This is a genomic window from Rhodococcus sp. R1101, assembly GCF_000278445.1.
Taxonomy (GTDB): Bacteria; Actinomycetota; Actinomycetes; order Mycobacteriales; family Mycobacteriaceae; genus Rhodococcus; species Rhodococcus gordoniae.
In genome coordinates, this window is sequence record NZ_AJVB01000238.1 from 1 (window position 1) to 5,902 (window position 5,902).

Here is a 5,902-nt window from a genome sequence, read left to right on the forward strand (position 1 = left end):
CGCGATGTGCGGTGCCGTTCGGCGGGTCAGCTCAGTGCGTGCTCGGCGAATCTCGCCACCGCGAGCAGCAGGTCGTCCGAGTGCCGCGGCCCGACGATCTGCAGACCCACGGGCAGACCCGCCGAAGTGGTGCCCACGGGAATGCTGATGGCCGGCTGCTGCGTGAGATTGAAGGGATAGGTGAACGGGGTCCACTGCGGCCACGAGGTCAGCGACGAACCCGGCGGCACGTCGTGGCCGGCCTCGAATGCGGGGATCGGCACCGTCGGGGTGAGCAGAACGTTGAACTTCTGGTGGAACATGCCCATCGTGATGCCGACCGCCGCCGCGACCGCGCGGGCTTCGAGATAGTCCACGGCACCGAGTTGTTCGCCGTGTGACCACACGCGTCCGAGTCCGGGGTCCACCTTGTCCCGCGTGCCCTCGGGGAAGGTCTTCAGCATCGTGGCTGCGCCTGCCGCCCAGAGGTTCTCGAAGGCTTCGAGCGGGTCGGTGAAACCGGGATCGGCGGCGGTCACCCGTAGTCCCGCCTCGTCGAGCACGTGGACCGCCCGGTCGACGATCTCACCCACCTCGGGATCGACGTGGACGTATCCGAGGGTCTTCGAGTAGGCGACGTCCATCCCCACCACCTCACGATGGAGGCCACCGCGGAAGGTCGCGAGGGGTGGCGCGAGGGCAGTCGGGTCCCGGGGGTCGGGCAGCGCGAGAATGTCGGTGAGCAGCGCCGCGTCCTCGACCGTCCGGGTGATCGGCCCGGCATGCGCGAGCGGCCCGAACGGGCTGGCGGGGAAGATCGGGATCCGGCCGTGGGTGGGCTTGAATCCGACGACGCCGCAGAACGATGCGGGGATGCGGATACTGCCCCCACCGTCGGTTCCGACGGAGCACGGACCGAAGCCGGCCGCGACCGCCGCCGCGCTGCCACCGGACGAGCCACCGGCGGTCTTCGTCGTATCGGCGGGGTTCGTGGTCACCCCGTACAGGGCCGAATCGGTCACCGCCTTCCATGCGATCTCCGGAGTGGTGGTCTTGCCCACCAACACCATCCCGTCCTCCCGCAGCCGGGCCGCGACCGGGCTGTCGACGTTCCAATCCTGGTTCTCGTCGACGGCCTGCGAACCTCGCAGGGTCGGCCATCCGTCGGTGAGGAAGACGTCCTTGATCGAGATGGGGACCCCGTCGAGTAGACCCTTCGAATAACCGGTCCGCCACCGATCCTCGGACCTACGGGCCTGGTCGAGGGTCTTCTCCTCGTCGACGAGGCAGAACGAGTTGATCTCGCGGTCGTGCGCCGCGATCCGATCGAGCACGGCTCGCGTCACCTCGACGGGAGACAACTTGCCCGAGGAGAAGGCCGACACGAGTTCGACGGCGGTCATCTCTGTGGGCTCCATCGTGCCTCCTTCTCGTCGGACGATGCCGACTCTCACGCGCCGGGCACGTAACCCAGCTTCTTGTCCACCGCGTTCCGAAGAGGTTCGCCACTGCGGTGACGGTGGAAGTTGTCGACGAAGACGTCCACCAGCGCGTCGCGCCAGCCGACGAAATCTCCCGAATTGTGCGGGGTGATCGAGACATTCGGCATGTCCCAGAGCGGATGGTCGTCGGGGAGCGGTTCGACGTCGAGCACGTCGAGTGCGGCGCCGGAGATCGTGCCGGCCCGCAGTGCCTCGACCAGGTCGTCGGTGCGCACGAGTTCGCCACGCCCGACGTTGACGAACCGGGCCTGCGGCTTCATCGCGGCGAACATCCGGGCGTCGAACAGGTGCCGGGTCTGCTCCGTGAGCGGCGCGGCGGCGACGACGAAATCGGCGTCGGCGACGGCGGCCGGAAGGTCGGCGGTCGCGGTGACGCTGCCGAAATCGGGGTCGTCGTCGCGAGGCCGTCGGCCGGAGCCGTGGACCGTCATGCCCACGGCGGAGAGCAGCCGCGCGATGGCACGGCCGATCGGGCCGGTGCCGACGACGAGCACGGAGCGACCGGCGATGCGTTCGGATTCGCGGTGCTTCCAGATGTGCCCGTGCTGGAGCCGCAGCGATTCGGGGATGTCCTTGGCGAACGAGAGGATCTGGGCGAGTACGTATTCGGCGATGGCCCCGTCGAAGACGCCTCGGGAGTTGGTGACGACGACATCGCTGTCGCGCAACTCGGGGAACATGAGGGCGTCGACCCCGGCCGCGGCGACGTGGATCCATCGCAGGGATGTCGCGGCATGCCAGGCCGCAGGCAGGGCATGGGTGAGGAAGTCGTACGCGAACAGGATGTCGGCACCGTCGAGCGCATCGGCCAGACCGGCGGCGTCGGTATAGCGCACCGCAGCGTGTTCGGCCACCGGGGTCATCCGCGCGCGGTCCGGCACGGCTTCGGCATGAAGCACTGTCACGACCGGCTCGGCATCCACGTTGACACCGTAGGAGCGCCTCGTATTATTGTCAACAATCCTCGAGGCTGAGGGAACTCTCGACGAAGCCGAGGGACCGTATGGAACTGAACATTCCCGAATTCGAAGGTCCTCTGGCTCAGCGGGGCATCGGTGTGATCGCACCCTTCGATCTCGCTCTGGAACGAGAATTGTGGCGATGGGCGCCGCTCGAGGTCAGTCTGCACCTGGCTCGGACCCCCTACGAACCGGTGCCGGTGAGCCGTGCCATGGCCGAACTGGTCTCCGACCGCCGGCACCTGATGGTCGCGACCCGCGACGTCCTCTCGGTGGAACCGGAAGTCGTTGCGTACCTCTGTACCTCGGGAAGTTTCGTCAACGGGGTGACCTACGAGAAGGCCCTGTGCGACGCGATCTGCGAAGCGGGTGCCTCGCGCGCGGTGACGACCTCCGGGGCGCTCCTCGAAGCGCTCCGGAAGCTCGACCTCACCCGCATCTCGGTGATCACCCCCTACGACCGGGAACTCACCGACCTGCTGCACGGCTTCCTGGAGGAGGCCGGAACCGAGGTCGTCCGGTCGTCACATCTCGGGCTCGGCGGCGGCATCTGGAAGGTCAACTACCGCACCATCGCCGAGCACATCATCGGGGCCGACACCCCGGACGCCCAGGCGATCTTCGTCAGTTGCACCAACCTGCCGACCTACGACCTGATCGCGCCGCTCGAGCGGGAACTCGGCAAGCCGGTTCTCACGGCCAACCAGCTCACCATCTGGGCGTGCCTGGGACGGATGAAGCTGCCCATGACCGGACCGGGGAAGTGGTTGAGAGGAGTGTTCTGAATGCATCGTGCCCGCCCGACCGTCGGGATCGTCTATCCGGATCATGCCGCCGAGGACGACTATCCGTTCGCCGCAGAACTCCTGGGGGTGAACCTGCCCGTCGCCCACATCTACGGCACCGACCTGCATGCCGTTCCCGAACTCCTCGACCTGGGGAGCCCCGCCAGGCTCGCCGGAGGGGCGGCACAGTTCGCGGGTGAGCGCCTCGACGCCCTTGTGTGGGCGTGCACGTCGGGCAGCTTCGTCTACGGGCCCGAGGGGGCACGCACTCAGATCGAGCGGCTCTCCCGGGCTGCCGGGGGTGTGCCCACGACGAGCACCGGCATCGCGTTCGTCGCCGCGATCCGGTCGCTCGGGATCACCCGGACGGCCGTGGCGGCGAGTTATCCGCGCGACGTCGCCGACCTGTTCGGCGCCTTCCTCGGGGACGCCGGCATCGACATCGTGTCGCTCGCGGATGCCGGCATCGACACCGCCGCCGAGGTCGGCGCCCTGACCGGGGAGGCGGTGCTCGAATTCGTGCGAACCAACGATCATCCCGACGCCCAGGCGGTGCTGGTGCCCGACACCGCGATGCACACGCTGCGGATCGTGCGGGAGCTCGAGAAGGAGACCGGCAAGCCGGTCCTCACCGCCAACCAGGTCACCGTGTGGCACGGCCTGGAGCTCGCCGGATATACAGTGGGATGCCCGGAGCTGGGCTCGCTGTTCGAGGAGGATACCGATCATGGTGCTCGGTGATCTGGGAGATCTACGTCCTGTCACCCGTCCGTCCACGGCCGAGCTCATCGCCGAGCAGATCAGGTCGGCCATCGTCCGGGGTGTGCTCGCCCCCGGCGTGCAGCTGGGCGAAGCCGAACTCGCGGCGCACTTCCAGGTCTCCCGGGGGCCGCTGCGAGAAGCCATGCAGCGGTTGTTGTCCGAAGGTCTGCTCTACAGCATCCGCAATCGCGGGATCTTCGTCACCGAGCTCACCTTCGACGACGTCGTCGACATCTACCGCAGTCGCCGGGTCATCGAGGGCGGCGCCCTCGACCTGGTGCTGAACGGCCGTCGCGAGCAGACGTGGAAGGCTCTCGAACCTGCGATCGACGAGATGCGCACCGCCGCCGAGCGCGAGGACGCCACCGGTGTCTCGGACGGCGACCGTCGCTTCCACGAGATCCTCGTGTCGAGCGCGGAGAGTCCGCGGCTCGTACGGGCTGCCCGTACCCTGCTCGTCGAGACGCGAATGTGCCTCGGCGCGTTGCAGACCACCTATCCCGACCTGCACGTGCAGGTGGACGAGCACGTCGTGCTCCGGGACGCGATCCGTACCGCCGACCGGGACGATGTGCGGCGACTGCTCGACGAGCATCTGCACGACACGGTGAACCGGCTCCGCGAGCGTCAGGACGTCGACGGCGTGATCGCCTCGCGCTGATGCCGGTCAGTCGGGTGGGGTGAACGACGACAGGGCTGTCGCGGCGATGTAGTCCGCGGCGTCCTTCGTCGACAGTCGTCCGGCGGCGACTTCGACTGCGGCGCAATGGACCAGGCTGTGCAGAACGGATGCCAGCCAGGGCGACGGCAGGTCGGTGCGGAAGACCCCCTCGGCTCGACCGCGATCGATGAGGGCGGTCACGCGGGCGAGCAGGCCGTCGTGTGCGGAACGCACCTCTTCGGCGGGCAGCACTTGTCCGGCGGCGGCGAGCAGTGCCCCCGCGTCCGCGGTCAGCGACCACGAACCGGTGATCAGGCGGCGCAGGGCGTCGCGTGGGTCGCCGGTGAGGTCGATCCGGTCCACGGTCTCTTCCGCCTCGGTGAGCGCGCGGTGCACCACCGCCGTGACGAGTTCTGCGCGAGTGGGGAAGTGGCCGTAGAGCGTGACGCGACCGACGCCGGCGGTCTCGGCGATCTCCCCGATGCTCGCGTCGGGGTTGCGGCTCAGAGAGATCCGTGCGGCCTTGAGAATCGATTCGATGTTCCGTTCGGCGTCCGCGCGTTTCCTGACGCGGGGGGAGCCCGGTCGGACGGTTTCGGATCGGGGGGATGTCTTACCGGTGGTCACGGATCCTCCTCTTGTCGAACACCGGTGTTCAGGTTACGCTGGACGACAAATCGAACACCACTGTTCAACTTAGGCGGATCGCCATGACGAGTTCCGGCATCACCACCGTCCCCGTCGATCGACCTGCGGCGGGCGCCGGCCCGAAAGTTCTGCTACGAGGGGTGTTGCGCCGGTGGCCGAGCCTCGTCGCGGTCGCCCTCGCCGCCTTCGTCCTCGCGGACGGGGGAACCGACTTCCCGGCGATCCTGACCGGCGCGGCGCTCGTCTATCTCGGTGCGGCCGTACTGGGCCGTCGCAGTACGGCCTGGCCGTTGTTCCTCGGCGCCGTCGTGCTGATCGGGATCGGCAAGGTCGCCGTCATCGCCTTCGGCATACCGGTGCCGGTCACAGGGGTGATGGTCGCTCTCGGTGCCGCCGGCGCCGTCTACGGGCTCGCGCGCATCCCGGCCGGCCGGACGATGCTCGTCGGGCCGTCGGCCGTGGCCATGCTCGGATTCGGGGCCGTCGCGGTGGCTGCGCTGATGCTCGCCCCCGTCCCGGCCGGAGTGGCCGTCGGACTCGGGTTGCTCGGCCACGCCGCGTGGGACTGTCTCCACTTCCGGCGGAACACCGTGGTCGCTCGCTCGC

7 protein-coding genes are annotated in these 5,902 nt (G+C 68.5%); 4 read left to right on the forward strand and 3 right to left on the reverse strand.

Annotated features, from left to right (window positions below; all coding sequences use genetic code 11):
- Positions 1-26 precede the first annotated feature (26 nt).
- A complete protein-coding gene (locus tag R1101_RS0114725; protein WP_026003295.1) occupies positions 27-1,397 on the reverse strand; it encodes an amidase in 1,371 nt (456 codons plus the stop codon).
- 32 nt (positions 1,398-1,429) lie between these two features.
- On the reverse strand, positions 1,430-2,344 hold the full coding sequence (locus tag R1101_RS0114730; protein WP_051017552.1) for a D-2-hydroxyacid dehydrogenase: 915 nt from the start codon (positions 2,342-2,344) through the stop codon (positions 1,430-1,432).
- Positions 2,345-2,484: 140 nt separating this feature from the next.
- On the opposite strand from R1101_RS0114730, the gene R1101_RS0114735 reads away from it, so the two are divergent.
- Genes R1101_RS0114735 through R1101_RS0114745 form a run of 3 tightly spaced genes read left to right on the forward strand, consistent with a single transcriptional unit; the run spans position 2,485 to position 4,648 of the window.
- The gene (locus tag R1101_RS0114735; protein ID WP_016934170.1) at positions 2,485-3,225 is read left to right on the forward strand and encodes a maleate cis-trans isomerase family protein; all 741 of its coding nucleotides are present in this window, start codon (positions 2,485-2,487) and stop codon (positions 3,223-3,225) included.
- Entirely contained in the window at positions 3,226-3,966 is a 741-nt protein-coding gene (locus R1101_RS0114740) for a maleate cis-trans isomerase family protein (protein ID WP_016934171.1), read from the forward strand.
- Positions 3,953-4,648, forward strand: coding sequence for a GntR family transcriptional regulator (locus R1101_RS0114745; protein WP_016934172.1), 696 nt, complete (start codon positions 3,953-3,955; stop codon positions 4,646-4,648). Before R1101_RS0114740 ends, R1101_RS0114745 begins: the two co-directional genes overlap by 14 nt.
- Before the next feature lie 6 nt (positions 4,649-4,654).
- Here the strand turns inward: R1101_RS0114745 and R1101_RS0114750 are convergent, their stop codons facing one another.
- Positions 4,655-5,275: a TetR/AcrR family transcriptional regulator gene (locus tag R1101_RS0114750; RefSeq protein WP_016934173.1), complete on the reverse strand. Its 621-nt coding sequence runs from the start codon at positions 5,273-5,275 to the stop codon at positions 4,655-4,657.
- 83 nt (positions 5,276-5,358) lie between these two features.
- Between R1101_RS0114750 and R1101_RS0114755 the strand changes: the two genes are divergently transcribed.
- Positions 5,359-5,902, forward strand: a 544-nt coding sequence (locus R1101_RS0114755; RefSeq protein ID WP_016934174.1) for a hypothetical protein, incomplete at its 3' end; no start/stop codon positions are given.

Excerpts from the sequence above, each read along its gene's own strand:
- R1101_RS0114725 (WP_026003295.1), bottom strand. The coding sequence starts at position 1,397 with ATGGAGCCCACAGAGATGACCGCCGTCGAACTCGTGTCGGCCTTCTCC.
- R1101_RS0114730 (WP_051017552.1), bottom strand. The coding sequence starts at position 2,344 with ATGACCCCGGTGGCCGAACACGCTGCGGTGCGCTATACCGACGCCGCC.
- R1101_RS0114735 (WP_016934170.1), top strand. The coding sequence starts at position 2,485 with ATGGAACTGAACATTCCCGAATTCGAAGGTCCTCTGGCTCAGCGGGGC.
- R1101_RS0114740 (WP_016934171.1), top strand. The coding sequence starts at position 3,226 with ATGCATCGTGCCCGCCCGACCGTCGGGATCGTCTATCCGGATCATGCC.
- R1101_RS0114745 (WP_016934172.1), top strand. The coding sequence starts at position 3,953 with ATGGTGCTCGGTGATCTGGGAGATCTACGTCCTGTCACCCGTCCGTCC.